A 16532-nucleotide genomic window follows, 5' to 3' on the forward strand; every position below is an offset into this window, starting at 1 on the left:
AGTATCACTCAGTGGATGCAAACAAAGGGGCCGCCGAAACTTGAGTGGTGGGGCTCTGCAGTCGGGCGAGTTTCGGAACTGTCCCACACCGCGAAGGGACCCTCAAGCCACGGAAGCGCTGCTGGCACGGGCCAGCAGTCGGATGGCGATGGCCCCGACGATGCCGTTGAGGACGAGAAGGATACCGACAGCGGGGACGACGGTGTCGGCAACACCGCCGAACCACGACACCGACACCACCGTCAGTGTGTCCTCGCCGAGGACCAGCGCGCGGACCGCCTCGACGCCGTAGGTGATCGGGTTGAAGGTGGCAACCAATTCGATATCATCGGACAGCGGGATGAACGCCGGTGAGAGAAAGAGCAACGGGAACATGAACAGCATCGTCGCCGCGTTGATGACCTCTTCGTCGCGCGCGAGCAACCCGACGATGTTCGAGACGGCCATAAAGAGCAGGCCGACAAGCAGACAGATGGCGAGAATGCCGAGGACACCGATCGCACCGGTTTCGATGTTCGCACCGATCGCAACCGCGAGGCCGACGACGACGGACAGCTGGACGACGATCTGGGCCAACTCCGCGGCGGCCTTCCCGGCGAAGACGGCCGTCGCGGACATCGGCGTGACGATCGTCTTCTCGAACATACCCGTCTCGAGGTCGCGCACGAGCCCCATTCCCGACGAAAAGGCAGACCCCATCGTCGCCTGCATGAGGACGGCCGGCAGCAGGTAGGTGACGTACGCCACGTCGCCAAACCCGGCGCGTTCGAGCGCCAATCCGCCCACGTCGCCAAAGACCGCGCTGAAGAGGACAAGCGAAAGGGTTGCGACGGCGATCTCGACGAGAAACGCCGTCGGATTGTGGACCGCTTTGCGAGTCCAGCGCTCGGCGTTGACTCGCAGGTCTCTCAATCTCGTGTTGGCCGTCTCAGTTACACTCATGCCTCGACCTCCGTCCCCTGAACAGCATTGTCGTCCTCCGCCGTCCGCCCTGTTTCCGTGTCACCGGACGTTTGCTCCGTGGCTGCCGCATCTTCCCCGGACGCTTCCTCCGTGGCCGCCGCATCCACCGTCTCGGTGGTCCCGTCCAGCCCGTCAGCCGAATCACCAGCGATAGCGAGAAAGACGTCATCCAGCGTCGGTTCCGTGACGTCGAATCCAGTCACGGGCACGTCGGCGTCCCGGAGCGCGAGAAGCACATCCGGCCCGAGGTCGCCCGCATCTCGCGCCGTGATTCTGATCGCGTCGTCGGTCGTTTCGACGGTTGCGCTCGGTTCGACCGCCGCCGTCTCGCGGACGATATCGGCGGCTGCGTCGACGGGTTCACCGGCCGACTCGGCCCGATCACCCCCGACTTCGAGTTCGAGAATGTCGCCACCGACGCGTCGCTTCAGTTCGTCGGGAGCGCCGTCCGCGACGATGCGGCCGTCGCGGATAACCGCCAGTCGATCACAGAGGTGATCAGCTTCCTCGAGGTACTGCGTGGTGAGAAACACCGTCGTCCCGCCCGCGTTGATGCGCCGGAAGTATTCCCACAGGCGGTTCCTGGCCTGCGGATCGAGGCCGGTCGTCGGCTCGTCGAGAAAGACCAGGTCGGGGTCGTGGACCAGCGCGGTCGCGGCGTCGAGTCGCTTTTTCATGCCCCCGGAGAAGTTGCCGGCGGGTGTGTCGGCGACGTCCGCCAGGTCGACGAGGTTCAGAAGGTCCGCGATACGTCTCGCCCGGTCGTCCCGGGGAACGCCGTAGGCATCGCAGGCGAACATGAGGTTCTCGCGGGCGGTCAGTTCCGTATCGATGCTGGTCTCCTGGGCCATGTAGCCGATCGAGGCGCGGACCGCAGTGCGGTCCCGGACGACGTCGAAGCCGTTGACTTCGACAGTCCCGCTGGTCGGTTCGAGGAGCGTCGCCAGCACCTTGATCGTCGTCGTCTTCCCGGCCCCGTTTGGACCCAGGAAGCCGAAGAACTCGCCCTGCGGGACCGAGAGCGTGACGTCCTCGACGGCGTGGGTTCCGTCAGCATAGGTCAACGAGAGGGCGTCCATCTCGATCGACCGCTCGGAATCAGTCACGTGGCCTCCAGTTGTCCTGTCTGTGTCTATCCCGTCAGTATCTGTCCCGTCAGTATCTGTCCCGTCGATGTCTGTTTCGTCGGCTGCCACCGATTGGTGTGCCATTGGCTGATCCAGCGGGCCGGCATCCGAGTGCCTGCTGTGCGGTATACGAGGGGGATTTATGTCAGCCGTCGAAGACAGGTTTTTGTTCCCGGCTCGGGACTGTGCGTCCAATGAGGTGGATCGAGTCGGGTCGTGGGATCGTGATTGTGGCGCTTGTGGGAATTGTCGTCGGCGGGGGACTCCTCGTCGGCGGTGCGGACGTAGCGGTCGCCGACAGCGAGAGCGACGACCCACCCACACTCGAGATCGGACAGACCACGACAGGGAACATCTTCCTGGCTGGCGAACAACCGCGGGTAGCCATCGAGACGGACGCACCCAGCGTCTCGTGGACCGTCCACGATCACCGGGGACGGCTGCTCGACAACGGGACGACGCCGGTCGACGGCGAGGTGACGCTGGAGCCATCCCTGAACGACGTGGGTCACTACACGCTTCGGGTACGAACGGCCGGCGACGGACAGCCGGCCACGGCCCAGACGACACTGGCGGTCCTGCCAGCCGACGACTTCGACAACGACGATCCTTTCTTTGGAATGTCCACGCAGTTCAACGCCGGCTGGGATCACGAACTGATGGACGTGATGGCGAGTGCGGGCGTCGCAAGCGTCCGCGAGGACTCGGGCTGGAGCCGGATCGAACGCTCCAGGGGCGCATACGACTTCTCGCCGTCGGATGAGTACATGACCGCCCTCCAGGACCACGGCTTCGATCGGCTGTACATTCTCGCCTACGGGAACGATCTGTACGATTCCGAGAACAGCGGTTACTTCACGATCCCCTACACTGAAGCCTATCGCCAGGCGTTCGGGAACTTCTCGACGGCCGCGGTCGATCATTACGGCGACGTTGGAGTCGTCGAGATCTGGAACGAACCGAATCTCGACACCTTCGCTCGCGGGCCAACGGGAACTGATCCGGCTGCCTACGCGGAATTGCTGGCGGCGACGTACCCGGCCATCCAGGGCAGCCGGGAAAACGTGACCGTCCTGGGCGGCGCGGCGGCGGTCAACGATACCGTCGACACCGAACGGACCTTTGACGATGGCTGGTGGCGTGGCCTGCTGGAAGCCGACGGTGCCGAGTACATGGATGCCATGTCGATCCACCTCTATCGGGACGAACCGACGGGCTTCGCGCGGGACCTCTCGGATCTCCGGGAGATGACCCGCGACCACACTGACGGCCAAGCGCTGCCGATCTGGGTGACGGAACTCGGCTGGCCGGCGACACCGACATCGCCCGGTGGCGAACAGACGGCTGACCAGGCCCGCCACCTCGTCCAGAGCCACGCCCGACTGGGGGCCGCCGGCGTCGAGCGTTTTTACTGGTATACCTTCCGGGACCCGACATTTGCGGACGGGGACACCCCCCAGACAGCCGAGGCCAGATACCTGGGTGGGTTGGTCCGGGGGCCAGACAATCCACGAGGAGCCAATACGCCGCGTCCGGGGCTAGTCGCCTACGCCACGATGACTCGCCAGCTGTCGGGCGCTGAATTCGTCGAGAACGCCTCGACGCCGGTTCAACAGTACATCTTCGCCGACGGCGACGACAGGACGCAGGTGCTCTGGGCCGACGAGCGGACGGACGTGACCGTCCACACGGGCGAACCAGTGACGGTCACCGGAATGCTCGGCGAGCAAACCAGGCTGGAACCACGCGACGGCGAGGTCTACCTGACGGTCGGCCCTGATCCCATCTACCTCGGTGGTAACGTCTCGGATATCACGGCCGGCGCGCCGGTCTCAGTCACCGGTCCCGTCGAATCAAACGGCCAAGCGCCCCACATCACTGTCACCGCCGACGACCTCGGCGACTCCGTTACCCACCGGATCGGCGGCGAGACGACGACCGTCGACGGGGAAACTGCAGGCTCGATACCCGTTCCATCGAGCCATCGCGACCGGGCTGGCATCGCCGTCGATATCGTGTCAGTGGACGGCGCGCCGGTGGCTCGACTTGAAACGCCAGTCGGTGCTCCAACTGCCCGCCTGGGCGAACCGGGCGAGTTCGCAGGGCTGACTGTCGAAACGAGCAATCCTGGTGAGGGTTGGTTCTCCGAAGCCAACGACGTTGGCACAGCTCACAGCGCTTTCAACGCAACCACCCGGGACGGTCGTCAGTGCTGGCGCAGCGACATCACCGCAGGCGGGCCGGGCAACAGCCTCCATCTCGACATCCCGCATGGCCATCTCGACGCCGGTGAGGACCGTCTGGTGTCAGTGTCCTACTATGACGGGACAGGCGGCGAAATCGGGATACAGTACGACGGCACTGAAACCGATACCGCGTGGGGGGGTTCTGTCGCACTCGATGGCACCGACCAGTGGCGAACTCACACGTTCACTCTGTCGTCCGCAGAACTCCGCGACGGACTCGGTCCCGGTCACGACGTTCGGCTGGTCTTCGATGGTGGAAACGGCGACGTCTGCATCGGATCCATCACTATCGGCAGCGAGGCGGCACCGCCGTTTCCGGCATCGACCGGCTCCGCATCGGATGCTCCCGTGGCGACAACCAGTGATGGACCGACGAACCCGACGGTCACTCCGACAACGGAACCGGCCGCCAGCGACACCACGACGAGCACGCCGGGAACAGCCGGTAGCGACGTGTCACCGTCACCGACGGGGCCGGACGTGACCTCGACAGCTGGCCCCGGATTCGGCTCCGTCATGGCCTTCGTAGCGCTACTCGCCACTGGTCACGTCGTCTGGCGGTCCGAGTGAGGCAAGCTCGAACGCGGTCGGTGTTGCTTCGAGCCCGACCTATTTGCGGTTCCTCGACGCTGCTTCAACAATGCGATACCTTCGCGTCACCGCACGCGTCGACACGATGCAGGCACCGCCGCTGTTCGACCGCCTGGCGAACACGTCGGCCATCGAGCAGGCGCGCGTCCTCGACTGGAACTTGACTGCCGAAGATGCAATGCTGCTGTTCGCCGTCGACGGCGATCCCACCCCACTCACCGGGTCGGAGGGCGAATTCGCCGGGGTCGACCGCGTCGAACTGGCAGGCGACGGCCAGCGGGGTGGCGAAAGCGGCGTCCGCATGCTCGCGCACGTCCAGCGGTCGGCAGTCCCGATATTCAGTTGTCTCGCGAGCGCGCTTGAGGCCGGTGGGTTGATCGTCCAGACACCCGTCGTCTTCGCCGACGGGGAGGTCCACGCCAGGATCGTCGGCGATCCCGGCCCGCTCCAGACGGCGTTCGAGCGACAGGGTGACGGGATCGACGTGCGGATCGACGAGATCACCTCGACTCCGGCAGTGAATAGGGCGTCGAACGGCGGGCTGAGCGAACGCCAGCGGGAGGCGATCGTCGCGGCGAAAGAGCTGGGATATTACGAGAAACCGCGGGGCGCAACGCAGGCGGACGTGGCGGCGGCACTAGAGTGTTCGCCCCAGACCGCGGGAGACCACCTCCGGAAAGCCGAAGCGAAGTTGGTGGACGCCGCGCTCGACGAGGTCGAATCCAGCGTCTGAGTGGCGACTGCCAGCGGGTTCACCGCGAATGAGCGCTCCCGCCGGACAGTATCACGGGCCAGTGACGGCCACGGAACCCAGTCAGCGGGAACAGTGTGAGAAAACAGCGACCCACGGTATCGTGAATGGTGTATTTTTTCACCGATTGTTCCAATAGTCGGCTGTGAACAATCGGCAGCGCTGGACGGTCGCCATCTTCACCTTCGTGGTCGGCGACGCCATTGCCCTCCAGATGCGAGGAGCCGTCCTCCCGGAGGTGGCAGCAGACTTCGACGTGCCGGAAGCGCTCCTTGGGCTGGTTGCGCCGGCCGGGACGCTCGGCTTTCTGCTGGCCGTGCTGGTCGTCGGACTGGCCGCCGGGCATCTGCCGGTCCGACGGACGATGCTCGCAGGGCTGGGGGTGGCGATGGCGGCGCTCCTCTCGATGGCCGTCGCACCGATATACGTGGTCTTTCTGGGCTTTCTGCTGATCCAGGGGACGGCCGACGGCGTCGGTCGTGCGCTGGATCGACCCGCCCTGAGTCACCTCTATCCCGCCCAGCGCGGGCGGACGTTCAACCTCTACGCGATGGCGTGGGCTGTCGGCGGTGCCAGCGCGCCGATCCTGGCGAACGTCGTCATCGACGTCGCGGACTGGCGATACGTCTTTCCCATCGTGGCCGTCCTGTTCGTCGTGCCAGTCGTCCTGCTGGCTCGATCGGCGGATCTGGAGTCGGCGGCCAACGAGCGGCGGCTGACCGTCTCCGGGCTTCGGGAGATGGTACGCGATCCGGCCGTCCTCGGCATGGCCGCGGCCCTCGTCTTCAGCGGCGGCGTCGAGGGGTCTATTTTCACGTGGCTCCCCTATTTCGCCAGCGAGCACGTCACGAAATCGCAGGCGAACATGGTGCTGTCGGCGTTTCTGGTCACGTATATTCCAGCCAGGGCAGCCTACGGACTCGTGATCGAACGCTACGATTATCTCGTGGTGACGTTCGTCCTGGCAATCTGTACCGCACCACTCGTCTACCTGGCGTTCACGACGACGTCCGTGACGGTGTTCGTCCTTGCGATCCTCGCGACTGGGGTGGGAGTGAGTAGTTTCTTCCCGACCCTCTCGGCCTTTGGCGTCGACGAGCATCCGGAGTACAGCGGGCCTGTCAGCGCCATCGCGACCGGTGGGAACTACCTCGGGATATCGGTGTTTCCGGCAGTCGTCGGCCTGCTCAGCACGTACATCGGGCTCGGGACGGCACTCAGTCTGCTGGCTGGCGCGTTCGTCTGTCTGGGGGCGATCATCGCCATCACTGCCTGGGTGACGCGACGTGGCGCGGTCGCCTGAGCGACCTAGCCCTGGGGAACGGGATGGACGGGTGTCAGGTCCTCGGTGTCGTCTGTGACCGACAGCGAGATGTCGTCGATCTCGATCCGATGGACTTCCATGTCCTCGTAGACCGCGCCCCAGCTGCCGATCGAGTAGGTTTCCGGCCCGAGATCCAGCAGGACGGAAAGCGACCCGGAGAGCTGTTCGAGCGACGGCGGCCCGCTTGTCCGGAAGTCGTCGGTGTAGGTGACGTCAGTGACACGACCGGCGACGGTCCGAAGTTCGCGCTTCTCGTTGTCGTACCCGATCGCCGTGATCGACACGTCCAGCCCACCGTCGAGGAGCACCGTGAAGTCCCTGACGAAGCCTTCAAGCGTGACGTAGGTCCACCCGCTGGCGGCGTCGACGTACGCCCGATCGTTGAGCGCCCAGTTGCAGGTATAAAAGTACCAGTGGAAGATAAAGGACAGCGTCTCGTCTTCGACCAGCAGTCCGTGCTGATCGGAGATACTGGCGTCCGGGATGAAGAAACACCGGCCACGGTCGACGACAGCCAGGAACGGACCAGGAATGTAGGATAACCGAAGTTCCGAGACGGCCGCCTCGACGTCGAGGTGGGTCGCAAGTTCGTCGGTATCCTGGTTGTCGTACAGCGTCACCCTGACGATGACGCCGTTCTCCCGCGCACTCACGAGCGCCGGATGGAGCGTCTCGAACTGCTCGGGCGACAGTACCATCTCGATGAGGGTATCGCTCTCGGCGATTGCCTCTTTTGCCCGCTCTAAAAGCGTTTCCTGATGTTTGACGACACCGCCGTTGTCGTCGTAGAGCTTCGGTTGCTCCCAGCGGTCCTCGATGTCGTCGGCCGCTTGCTGGAGTAACTGGCCAGTCGACCGGAGTTCGTCGAGCACCACGTCCGGATCGCGTGGGCGGACGTGAAGCTGGTCACGTTCGATCGTCTCGACGAAGCCTTTCTCCTCGAGATCACGCAAAACTTTGTAGACCTGGGAAACGGGAACGGAGCAGTTACGAGCGACCGTAACCGCTGGCGCTACCCCGAGTTCCAGAACCGCGAGATACGCGTCCGACTGATACGAGGTCAGTCCGGTGTTCTCCAGCGCATCCTGAAGTTCCTCCGCATCCATGTCAATACAATTCAAAATCGGCAACTATAACGCTTTTTCTATCCATCCGTAGCGTGTTGCTCTATTTTCATATTGGTTGTCAATTTTTGGGAGAAAGAGACACACGATCGGTGTCGAGCGCACAGGAGACGCGTTACTGGATCGCCAGCGCCGTTTCGATGTCCGCCCCGTCGACGAGATCCACCGCTCGTTCGGCGTGGGCGGTCATCTCGGCCGCGTTCTCCAGTAACACCGTCTCGCTGGGGAACAGACGATCGCCCACCAGGAGTCCGTGATCGCGCGCCGTCGATCCCGAGACCGTGATGTACACCCCAAGCCCGACCTCGGCGACGAGATCCTCTTCGGTCCGGTCACGGTCGGGATACCGGAAGTCGATCCCCTCGATGGCCGCTGTCCCGAGGACCGCCGTCACGAGGCGCTCGTAGCGCGGCGAGATGCAGAGCTCGCCCGCGTACTCGGCGACGAACTCCCGCGTGAGGTCGGCGTCCAGCTCGTCGGCAACGGCGGGGGTCGCGAGCAGCGTGTGATAGACCGTGTCACCGAGGCCGGTGTGGACGCGAACGTCGGTGTCGAGCGGGTCGATCCGCTCGTTGAGCGCCGCCAGGTCGGTGAGCGGTTCGGGGTCGAGGCGGACGACCTCCTCGAGAACGAGGTCGGCGCTGTCGAAGCCGAGCGCGAACTCGTGTTTCCGGAGCGCCCGGAACGGTTCCTCGCGACCGATCAGTTCCAGATCGACCGTCTCCGAGGGAATTCGGACGCTGTCGAAGACGATCCGGCGGGGCATCGACTGGCGGTCGTCCCGCATGAGCGTGTATTCGGGGGCAGTCGGGTCCGTGGCGTCGCTGTAGCTCGAAAGGCGGTCGTAGACCGGCGCGTCGGGCTGCTGGTCACCCTTGGCGATGGCCTTCTCGTAGCGTAGCGTCGAGATGATCTCGTCGGCCAGGCCCGTCCGGCCGGTCCGGCTCGCGATCCGTTCGAGGACCGCCTCCAGGGGCCGGCCCTTCCGGGGCACGGCTATCCGCACGCTCGTCATTGTCCGACGATAGGCGAGCGTGCCTAAAACGGGCGCGGTTCGCGATCGGCGATATCCGTGGTCACCCCCGACAGGACGAACTCTAAAAGGTTAATGTGATGGGGAGATTCCCTCCGTGCATGAAGGTACTGGTCACGGACCCGATCGACGACGCCGGGCTGGCACGCCTCCGGAGTGCCGGCCTCGACGTCGAGACCGACTTCGACATCGACACGGCGGGCGTCCTCGAGAAGATCGCGGACGTCGACGCCATGCTCATCCGCGGGACGGAGATTACCCGCGAAGTCTTCGAGAACGCGCCCAATCTCAAGATCGTCTCGCGGGCGGGCATCGGCGTCGACAACATCGACATCCCCGCGGCGACCGACCACGGCGTCATCGTCGCCAACGCCCCCCGCGGGAACGTCTACGCCGCCGCCGAGCACACGATCGGCCTGGCCTTTAACGCCGCCAAGCAGATCCCACAGGCCCACATGCAGGTCCAGGCCGGCGGGTGGGACGGTGCGTCCTTCGACGCGCTCGAACTCGGCGACATGACTGCCGGGATCGTCGGCCTCGGCCGGCTGGGCCAGGAGGTCGCCTGGCGGCTCGACAACCTCGGCATGGATCTGCTCGCCTACGATCCATATCTCGGCGAGGCCCGGGCCCGCCAGATGGGCATCGAACTGGTCGAACTCGACGAACTCCTCGAACGCGTCGACATGCTGTCGGTCCAGGCCCGCCTCACCGACGAGACCCGCGGGCTGATCGGGCCCGAGGAGATCGACCGCTTCGCCGGCGACCTGATCGTGTTGACCTCCCGTGGCGGTATCGTCGACGAGCCGGCGCTCGCCGACGCCGTCGAGTCCGGCGAGATCGCGGCCGCCGGCGTGGACGTCTTCTCGACGGAGCCGCCCGAGGACAACCCGCTGCTCGACGTCGAGAACGTCGTCGTGACGCCACACCTCGGCGCGAAGACCCACAACGCCCAGGTCAACGTCGCCGTCACGGCCGCCGACAGCATCATCTCGGCGCTGGAGGGCGACCTCGTCCAGAACGCGCTGAACCTCTCCTCGACGGACGCGAGTTCCGATCCCCGCACCCGAGGCTACGTCGACGTCGCCGAGACGGCAAGCAAGATCGCCCTCCGACTCTTCGAGGGTCGCGTCGAGTCGATCGAGATCGAGTACGCGGGCGACCTCGCCGACGAGGACACCAATCTGGTCACGGCCGCGGTGTTCAACCCCTTCGGCTGGCAGGATGTCGTCGTCGACGCGCCGACCCGGATTGCCGAACAGCGCGGCATCCAGGTCGTCGAGAGCAAGCGCCGCGAGACCGAGGACTACCAGAGTCTGGTGTCGATCACGGTCAGCGACGGGGTGCGCGAACTCACTGTCAGCGGGACGCTGTTCGGCGACAACGAACCCCGACTGGTCGAGATCGACGGGTTCAGAGTCGACGCGACGCCATACGGCCACATGCTGATCTCGCGCAACCGCGACGAACCTGGTGTCATCGGCGCGCTCGGCAGCGTCTTCGGCGAGTACGACGTCAACATCGCCGGCATGGCTAACGCCCGCGAGTCGATCGACGGCGAAGCGATGTCGGTGTACAACCTCGACGATCCCGTGACGCCCGAGCTCCTCGAAGAACTCGAATCGGATACCCGTGTCACGGGCGTGACGGCGATCGACCTGGATTAAGCCTCAGCTTTTGCGGATTCGTCGGCCAGCGTTCGGATGTGCTGCAGCCGTTTCGGCACGGGTGGGTGATCGTAGTGGAAGGTTTCATAGAGCGGGTGCGGGAACGGGTTCGAGAGGTTCTCGCTCGTCAGATCGGCGAGTGCGTCGGCCATCGGCTCGGCACCCATCACCTCGACGGCGAAGGCGTCGGCCTCGCGTTCGTGGGCGAGTGACAATCGGTTGGTGAGCGGCGCCGAAAGCTGGGCGACGGGCACGAGCCACAGCACGGCCAACACGAGACCGGCGTAGACCGGCTGGCCGGCAATGCCGAACATCTCATAGAGCCACGTGGCCTCGACCAACAGCGACGCGCCGAACAGCAGGGCACCCATCCAGAGGGCGCTCGCACCGAGTTGCTTCCAGATGTGCCCACGGTCGTAGTGGGCGAGTTCGTGGGCGAGGACTGCCTGCACCGAGGGGATCGACAACTGCTCGATCAGGGTGTCGAACAGCACGACTCGCTTGGTCCGACCGAAGCCGATGAAGTAGGCGTTGGCGTGGGACGATCGACGGCTGGCGTCCATCTCGTAGATCGCGTCGGTGTCGAAGCCCGCGCGATCGAAGACGTCAGTCACTGCGTCGTGGAGATCGCCGGACTCGATCGGGTCGAAGTCGTTGAACAGCGGCGCGATCACGCGTGGGTACAGGACCTGCATGAGCAAGGAAAAGCCGACGAACAACGCCCAGGCGGCGACCCACCACAACTCGCCGAGAGCATCCATGGCGAGAAACACCGCCGTAGCGAGGACGCCGACCAGCACCACCATCACGAGAAGCGAGACGAGTTGATCCCGGATGTACAGCCGTAGCGTCTGTTGATTGAAGTCGAAGAGGTCCTCGACGACGAACGTCTCGACGACGTCGAACGGGAGCGAGAGCGCCTGGAGCGCGAGGACGGTACCAACGACGAAGACAGTCCCGCGAACGAAGGGTGGCCAGCCAGTCGCCTCCAGGGCCGCAACGGCATCGGCATAGAGGCCCGAGTACAGTACCAGCAACACGACGACGAGCATCATCCAGGTCTGGAGGTGGCCCAGCGCCGTTCCCAGTCGGTTGTACGCGAGCAATTCCTCGGGATCGTCGATTCCGAGACGATCAGTCACGAAATCTCCCTCCTCGTCGACGGTCCGTTCAGCGTGCCGGACGTTCAACGCGGCGAGCGCGGTAAAGAAGCCGGTCGTACCAGCAAGTAACGTGACGAAGAGCGCATGATAGACGAGCATACCCGGGTTTGGAGACGGCGGGCAAAAAGCCACTGGACATACCAGCGCCAGGATTACGCCGGTGTAGGTGGCCCGGCAGCGTGGCTCCGTCCCACGCAATTTGCCGGGGAACGTGAAACTTACCTCGGGACGGCCTAACGTGAGGCCGTGCAACGTTCGCGGTTCATCATCGCCCTTGCCGTGGCGTTCGGCGCGATGACGGTCGCCCTCGCCATCGCGGGAGCACTGTATAACCTCGCGATTCTCGCTCCTGCAGGGCTGTTCGGTGCGGTGACGTACCTCCTCTGGATGCACGGAACCGGCCGGCTGGCCGCCCGCGTCTACCGCCGGGTCGAGCAACAGGCGGCGACCAACGGCGGCCCGTCCGGCCCGTCGGGCGCAGCAGAGACCCGGAGACAGGAGTCGACCGGTCGAACGCGGCGGTCACGACGCACCGGGAGTCGGCGGACGACTGACCGCCGGCGAGGCACGAGCGCGACGCGTCCGGATCGCTCGGAACCGGAGGAGATGTCTCGACGGGAAGCCTCTCGCGTCCTTGACGTCGAAATGGGGGCCGACCAGGAGACGATCAAGCGAGCGTACCGCGAACGGGTCAAGGACGTCCATCCCGACGCCGCCGACGGTGATACGCAAGCGTTCAAGCGCGTCCGGACCGCCTACGAGCGCCTCGAAGAGTGAGTGGAGCCCCACAGATTCAATTCCCTCGTACCACATACACGGCCCTCACGAATTGTTCGGGCCGAGAGATGCGCCGGCCGGGAATTGAACCCGGGCTATGAGCTTGGGAAGCTCATGTCCTACCACTAGACCACCGGCGCGCTCGTCACTGCGTTCCTCGCGCGCCGAGGCTCGCAAATCCTCCGGATTTGCTCACCACCGGAACGCTCGTCGCCTCACGTTCCGAGACTTGCCTCGCTCCGCTCGGCAAGACACCGGCGCTCGATTGCTACCTTCGATTTCCAATATCCCCGTGATCACACTTGAACATAGCGCTTCGTCGTCGTGTCCCGACTCGAGGTCGAAGACACCACGCTCGTCCAGCAATATCGCGTCGAAAGGTGACTATTAGTTCCTGGAACGCCAACAGCTTCGTATATGTCAGAAACCGAGGCGATCGCGAAAGGGGACTCGCCACTCGACCTCTCGCTTTCGGCCGCAGAACTCGACGCGCGACGTGAGCACATCACCGACTTCATCGCTGATCAACTCGATGCCGCCGGCGTCGACCGGGCGGTGCTGGGGCTCTCCGGTGGCGTCGACAGCTCCCTCGTCGCACACCTCGCCGTCGAGGCCATCGGGGCCGAGAACCTCCACGGGCTGGTCATGCCGAGTTCAGTCAACGACGAGGCGACGATGAGCGACGCCGAGCGAGTCGCGATGGAATTGGGCATCGAATACGACGTCATCGAAATCAACCCAATCGTCGATACGTTCCTCGACGCCTATCCGGAAGCCGAAGGCGAAAAGATGGCAGTCGGCAACGTTCGCGTCCGTGCGCGTGCAGTGCTAAATTATCTCGTCGCCAACACCGAGAACGCACTGGTACTGGGGACGGGCAATCGGACCGAATCGCTGACCGGCTACTTCACGAAGTACGGCGACGGGGCCGTCGACTGCCACCCGATCGCGAACCTTTACAAACAGCAGGTCCGCCAGCTGGCCCGCCACGTTGGGGTCCCCCAGGAGATCGCCGAGCGCACGCCGACCGCCGGCATGTGGGTCGACCAGACTGACGAGGGTGAACTCGGCGTCGAATACGACACCCTCGATTCGATCCTCGCGCTGGCGATCGAAGGGGAAGTCGGGACGAGTGCGACGGCCAGGATCGTCGGCGTGGATCGAGAGATCGTCGAGCGCGTGCGAGACCTCTTCGAGCAAAGTGGCCACAAGCGGTCGATGCCACCAGCACCGGCGAAACTGTAGCGACGATCCGCCCGACGTGGGCGGCGTTGAACGTGCTTCTCCCGGGTGGATACAGGGGGGCTTTCCAAAGGTCTTTGACTTTGCCTCCACTAGGATCGTGTAATGCAGGAAGTCGCGGTGGTTCGCCGGACCGCGAAGGAAGTCCTCGAGGGTGTCGAGCCCGAGCGGCTGCACGATCGAATCGTGTCCCGTCTCGACCGGAGTTCGATGACGGCCGGCGTTCTCGCGGTGCGGTGTGCGCGTGCCGTCCTGGACCGGCGAGGCACCGGAGGAACCCAGCCCGTGTTCGAGCGATCCGACGATTCATTGGCGGATGCGATCGCCCGCCGTGCTGTCGGTGTGCAACTGATTTACGAAGGGTTGGCGTTGACCCGGACGCTCGCCCAGAACCCGCCGTGGCTCGCTGACCGGAAAGCCGAGGGCGATCTGGACGTGTTGATCGCCGATATCATGGTGGCCAGGGGATTTTACCTCCTGGCCCGGACGGAAGCGGCCGACGAAGCCGTCGCGACGGTCCGGGCCTTTGGCCGCGATCAGACCGTCCGGCGCGAGACCGACGACCCCTCGCTTGATCGGAGTCTCGAAGCCGACGTCTACGAACTGGCGACCGTCGCCGGCACGACCGCGGTAGGCGGGCAGCCGTCGCCGTCGTTGCGTGAATACGCGGACTCGCTCGCTCGGAAGGCCCGGACCAATGGTGGCACGGCCGAGCCAGAATCGGATCAACTCGCGAGACTCGTCTCCGTCGATTCGACCGCCAGCGATGGGGTTCGAACCTCGGCTGATCACTGAGAATCGAAACGCCTAAAGTCAACTCGGGGTAAGCAGTTGATGCGTGCCTGGGTAGCTTAGCGGTAAAGCGCGTCCTTGGTAAGGACGAGACCCCGGATTCAAATTCCGGCCTAGGCTTCTACCGACACAATTCTGCGAGGCGTTAGTCGCCGAGCGATTGCTGTGTCGGTGAAGCCGAAACCGGCATTTGAATCCCTGCCAGTGGCACGCCCGCACAGCGACCGAAGGGAGCGAGCAGGAACCCCTGGCTCCGGTTCAAATTCCGGCCTAGGCTTTTTCCGAGCGATTGACCCCGGAGCGTCAGCGATGGGGTCCTGAGCGAGTGAAATGCCAAAGCGGAATTTGAATCCCTGGAAGACGCAGCGGCCGACCATGGGGAGGGCGACCGTCTTCCTCCGGTTCAAATTCCGGCCTAGGCTTCTACCGACACAATTCTGCGAGGGGTTAGTCGCCGAGCGATTGCTGTGTCGGTGAAGCCGAAACCGGCATTTGAATCCCTGGAAGGTATTGTCCCTGGCTGTCCCCCGAATTTACCACCAGTGACCACGTGACACACGGCATGCAGGACCTCACGCATCCGATCGAAACCGGGATGCAGACCTATCCCGGCGACCCGGCTGTCAGCGTCGAAGTAGTCGCGACCCACGACTCGGACGAGTATCGGGAATCAAAACTCACCTGCGGAAGCCACACTGGAACGCACGTCGACGCTCCCGCCCATACCGAACCGACCGGAGAAACCCTCGAGGAGTTCGACGTGGCGGCCTTCGAGCGAACCTGCCGTCGGGTGGACTGCCGCGATCTCGACGCCCGCGAGCCGATCTCCGCCGACCGCGTGCCGACGGTCGAATCTCACGTGGACTGCCTCGTCTTCTGGACTGGTTGGGACGTACACTGGGGCACAGACCAGTATCTCGACCATCCGTATCTCTCGCCGGCAGCCGCCGAACGCTGTGCCGAGCAGGGGGTGGCCGTCGGTGTCGACACGCTCAATCCCGATCCGACGCCGAGCGAACGGGCAGACCCAGCGGAGCCGGAGGGGTTTCCAGCCCATCACGCGATACTGGGGGCAGGGCTGATGATTTTCGAGAACCTGCGGAATCTCGGAGCGGTCGGGGATCGCTTCGAACTCCGGGCGTATCCCATCAGACTCGACGGCGACGGTGCGCCGGTCCGGGCGGTCGGCGTCGATCGGTGGCCTGGTGGTCTGAGTTACACAGCTATTGTTCGTGACGTGAGCGGAGAGTGAAACAGTGTGAAGGATACTCACTCCGCCGACGTGTCCACGGAGATCGGTTCACACGCTCGAACGGTATCCAACACTACATCGACGGTCACCGATCGCACGGCGGATTCCGTGAGCAGTTTGGCGACGTTCTCGTGCATGTCGTCGGTGTCGCGGAACCGACCGACGAGGACGACGTCATCCTCGCCGGTCACCTCGTACACCGAGCGGGCCCAGGGATATTCGCCAAGCGTCTCGATGACGAGTTCGGGGCCAGTACCCGTGCGGACCCGAACGACGGCCGTGACGTCGTAGCCGAGTGCGTCGTAATCGACGCTCGCAGCGTATCCTTCGATGACGCCGGCGTCTTCCAGGGCCTCGATCCGCCGTTCGACGGCCGTTGGGGAGATCCCCACGCCGGCAGCGAGAGCCTGAGTGGACGCACGGCCGTCTTCGAGCAGGGCGGCGACCAGCGCGCGGTCGATATCATCGAGGTCCATGTGGAGA

The 16532-nt window shown here is 64.5% G+C and carries 14 protein-coding genes and 2 tRNA genes; 9 read left to right on the forward strand and 7 right to left on the reverse strand.

Annotation, left to right across the window (positions count from 1 at the left end; translation table 11 throughout):
• Nucleotides 1-102 precede the first annotated feature (102 nt).
• A complete protein-coding gene (locus tag HUTA_RS06545; protein WP_015789092.1) occupies nt 103-942 on the reverse strand; it encodes an ABC transporter permease in 840 nt (279 codons plus the stop codon).
• Entirely contained in the window at nt 939-2174 is a 1236-nt protein-coding gene (locus HUTA_RS06550; RefSeq protein ID WP_015789093.1) for an ABC transporter ATP-binding protein, read from the reverse strand. The genes HUTA_RS06545 and HUTA_RS06550 overlap by 4 nt, the downstream gene beginning before the upstream one ends.
• 110 nt (nt 2175-2284) lie before the next feature.
• Between HUTA_RS06550 and HUTA_RS06555 the strand changes: the two genes are divergently transcribed.
• The 3 genes from HUTA_RS06555 to HUTA_RS06565 all read left to right on the forward strand — a co-directional run bounded on the left by HUTA_RS06555 (nt 2285) and on the right by HUTA_RS06565 (nt 6981).
• Nucleotides 2285-4906 carry a glycosyl hydrolase gene (locus HUTA_RS06555; protein ID WP_015789094.1) on the forward strand — a complete coding sequence of 874 codons (2622 nt, stop codon included), beginning with the start codon at nt 2285-2287 and terminating at the stop codon, nt 4904-4906.
• 70 nt (nt 4907-4976) lie between these two features.
• Nucleotides 4977-5660, forward strand: a complete 684-nt coding sequence (locus HUTA_RS06560) for a helix-turn-helix domain-containing protein (RefSeq protein WP_015789095.1) — start codon at nt 4977-4979, stop codon at nt 5658-5660.
• 163 nt (nt 5661-5823) lie between these two features.
• Nucleotides 5824-6981 (forward strand): MFS transporter, encoded by a 1158-nt coding sequence (locus HUTA_RS06565; RefSeq protein WP_015789096.1) that lies wholly within the window; start codon nt 5824-5826, stop codon nt 6979-6981.
• A 5-nt stretch (nt 6982-6986) separates the two neighbouring features.
• On the opposite strand, the gene HUTA_RS06570 is transcribed toward HUTA_RS06565, so the two are convergent.
• Entirely contained in the window at nt 6987-8108 is a 1122-nt protein-coding gene (locus HUTA_RS06570; protein WP_015789097.1) for a TrmB family transcriptional regulator, read from the reverse strand.
• A gap of 133 nt (nt 8109-8241) precedes the next feature.
• A complete protein-coding gene (locus HUTA_RS06575) occupies nt 8242-9141 on the reverse strand; it encodes a hypothetical protein (protein WP_015789098.1) in 900 nt (299 codons plus the stop codon).
• Between the two features lie 119 nt (nt 9142-9260).
• Here HUTA_RS06575 and serA point away from each other — a divergent pair, with 119 nt between their 5' ends.
• A complete protein-coding gene (gene serA / locus HUTA_RS06580; RefSeq protein ID WP_015789099.1) occupies nt 9261-10823 on the forward strand; it encodes a phosphoglycerate dehydrogenase in 1563 nt (520 codons plus the stop codon).
• Here serA and HUTA_RS06585 read toward each other — a convergent pair.
• A complete protein-coding gene (locus HUTA_RS06585) occupies nt 10820-12085 on the reverse strand; it encodes a M48 family metallopeptidase (protein ID WP_015789100.1) in 1266 nt (421 codons plus the stop codon). The genes serA and HUTA_RS06585 overlap by 4 nt on opposite strands.
• Nucleotides 12086-12232: 147 nt before the next feature.
• On the opposite strand from HUTA_RS06585, the gene HUTA_RS06590 reads away from it, so the two are divergent.
• A complete protein-coding gene (locus HUTA_RS06590) occupies nt 12233-12763 on the forward strand; it encodes a J domain-containing protein (protein ID WP_015789101.1) in 531 nt (176 codons plus the stop codon).
• A gap of 69 nt (nt 12764-12832) precedes the next feature.
• Here the strand turns inward: HUTA_RS06590 and HUTA_RS06595 are convergent.
• Nucleotides 12833-12903 (reverse strand) — tRNA-Gly (locus HUTA_RS06595).
• Between the two features lie 277 nt (nt 12904-13180).
• Between HUTA_RS06595 and HUTA_RS06600 the strand changes: the two genes are divergently transcribed.
• The 4 genes from HUTA_RS06600 to HUTA_RS06615 all read left to right on the forward strand — a co-directional run bounded on the left by HUTA_RS06600 (nt 13181) and on the right by HUTA_RS06615 (nt 16049).
• The gene (locus HUTA_RS06600) at nt 13181-14008 is read left to right on the forward strand and encodes an NAD+ synthase (RefSeq protein WP_015789102.1); all 828 of its coding nucleotides are present in this window, start codon (nt 13181-13183) and stop codon (nt 14006-14008) included.
• Nucleotides 14009-14110: 102 nt separating this feature from the next.
• A complete protein-coding gene (locus HUTA_RS06605; RefSeq protein ID WP_015789103.1) occupies nt 14111-14800 on the forward strand; it encodes a DUF7114 family protein in 690 nt (229 codons plus the stop codon).
• A 45-nt stretch (nt 14801-14845) separates the two neighbouring features.
• Nucleotides 14846-14917 (forward strand) — tRNA-Thr (locus HUTA_RS06610).
• A 442-nt stretch (nt 14918-15359) separates the two neighbouring features.
• On the forward strand, nt 15360-16049 hold the full coding sequence (locus HUTA_RS06615) for a cyclase family protein (RefSeq protein ID WP_015789104.1): 690 nt from the start codon (nt 15360-15362) through the stop codon (nt 16047-16049).
• Between the two features lie 17 nt (nt 16050-16066).
• On the opposite strand, the gene HUTA_RS06620 is transcribed toward HUTA_RS06615, so the two are convergent.
• On the reverse strand, nt 16067-16525 hold the full coding sequence (locus HUTA_RS06620; RefSeq protein ID WP_015789105.1) for an Lrp/AsnC family transcriptional regulator: 459 nt from the start codon (nt 16523-16525) through the stop codon (nt 16067-16069).
• Nucleotides 16526-16532: the final 7 nt, after the last annotated feature.

The organism is Halorhabdus utahensis DSM 12940 (genome assembly GCF_000023945.1).
GTDB lineage: Archaea > Halobacteriota > Halobacteria > Halobacteriales > Haloarculaceae > Halorhabdus > Halorhabdus utahensis.

Coding starts and splice junctions, on each gene's coding strand:
- HUTA_RS06575 (WP_015789098.1), bottom strand. CDS start 9,141: ATGACGAGCGTGCGGATAGCCGTGCCCCGGAAGGGCCGGCCCCTGGAG.
- HUTA_RS06600 (WP_015789102.1), top strand. CDS start 13,181: ATGTCAGAAACCGAGGCGATCGCGAAAGGGGACTCGCCACTCGACCTC.
- HUTA_RS06550 (WP_015789093.1), bottom strand. CDS start 2,174: ATGGCACACCAATCGGTGGCAGCCGACGAAACAGACATCGACGGGACA.
- HUTA_RS06615 (WP_015789104.1), top strand. CDS start 15,360: ATGCAGGACCTCACGCATCCGATCGAAACCGGGATGCAGACCTATCCC.
- HUTA_RS06585 (WP_015789100.1), bottom strand. CDS start 12,085: ATGCTCGTCTATCATGCGCTCTTCGTCACGTTACTTGCTGGTACGACC.
- serA (WP_015789099.1), top strand. CDS start 9,261: ATGAAGGTACTGGTCACGGACCCGATCGACGACGCCGGGCTGGCACGC.
- HUTA_RS06570 (WP_015789097.1), bottom strand. CDS start 8,108: ATGGATGCGGAGGAACTTCAGGATGCGCTGGAGAACACCGGACTGACC.
- HUTA_RS06560 (WP_015789095.1), top strand. CDS start 4,977: ATGCGATACCTTCGCGTCACCGCACGCGTCGACACGATGCAGGCACCG.
- HUTA_RS06605 (WP_015789103.1), top strand. CDS start 14,111: ATGCAGGAAGTCGCGGTGGTTCGCCGGACCGCGAAGGAAGTCCTCGAG.
- HUTA_RS06620 (WP_015789105.1), bottom strand. CDS start 16,525: ATGGACCTCGATGATATCGACCGCGCGCTGGTCGCCGCCCTGCTCGAA.
- HUTA_RS06545 (WP_015789092.1), bottom strand. CDS start 942: ATGAGTGTAACTGAGACGGCCAACACGAGATTGAGAGACCTGCGAGTC.
- HUTA_RS06555 (WP_015789094.1), top strand. CDS start 2,285: ATGAGGTGGATCGAGTCGGGTCGTGGGATCGTGATTGTGGCGCTTGTG.